The following is a 612-nucleotide window of genomic DNA, read 5'->3' as shown; positions in this document are numbered from 1 at the left end:
CAGAATGGCAGCTTGTAATCTAGAATCAAGCTGAAACTTGACGAAGGAGAGATAAATTTTTTAGAATGATTGGGAAGTAAAAAGAAATGGATATGTTCAAAATAGAAGTATCACTAAGAGAAGTGTTTTTCGGAGAGGAATTTTTGAGGATTATTTTATGAATATTCAAATTTTTGGAACAAAGAAGAGCCAGGATACAAAGAAGGCGGAACGATATTTTAAGGAAAGAGGGATTAAATTTCAGGCTGTAGATTTGAAAGAAAAGGGAATCAGCAAGGGAGAATTACAATCTGTTCTTTCTACTGTGGGCGATTTGGAAGAGATGCTGGATGAAAAAACGAAGGATCAGGAAGCTTATCAACTGATTCGTTATCTTGCGAAGGAAGATAAATTTGCGAAAGTCTTAGAACATCCTATGGTATTAAAGCAGCCCATCGTGAGAAATGGAAAGAAGGCTACGGTAGGGTATTGTCCGGATATTTGGAAGACTTGGGAATAGGAGATTTGAGAATAGAAGTTTTGAGAAAAGGAGACCTGGGAGTAGGAGATTTTGTAAGACCTGGGGCAGAGAAGTTCATTATAAGACTTGAGGGCGGGAAATATGTTTTCTTG

1 protein-coding gene is annotated in these 612 nt (G+C 37.4%); it reads left to right on the top strand.

Features of this window, described 5'->3' with window-relative positions:
• The first annotated feature begins 157 nt into the window (after positions 1 to 157).
• Complete coding sequence (locus tag ACO4PX_RS08555; RefSeq protein ID WP_485572286.1) at positions 158 to 499, top strand: arsenate reductase family protein; 342 nt, start codon at positions 158 to 160, stop codon at positions 497 to 499.
• The last annotated feature ends 113 nt before the right edge of the window (positions 500 to 612 follow it).

The sequence above is a fragment of the Oribacterium sp. genome (genome assembly GCF_057249185.1).
Note: the sequence above shows the minus strand (reverse complement) of the source record. Positions and strands in the feature narration are given on the sequence as shown.

Bases quoted from the DNA above. Each gene is read 5' to 3' on its own strand.
- ACO4PX_RS08555 (WP_485572286.1), top strand. From the start codon at position 158: ATGAATATTCAAATTTTTGGAACAAAGAAGAGCCAGGATACAAAGAAG.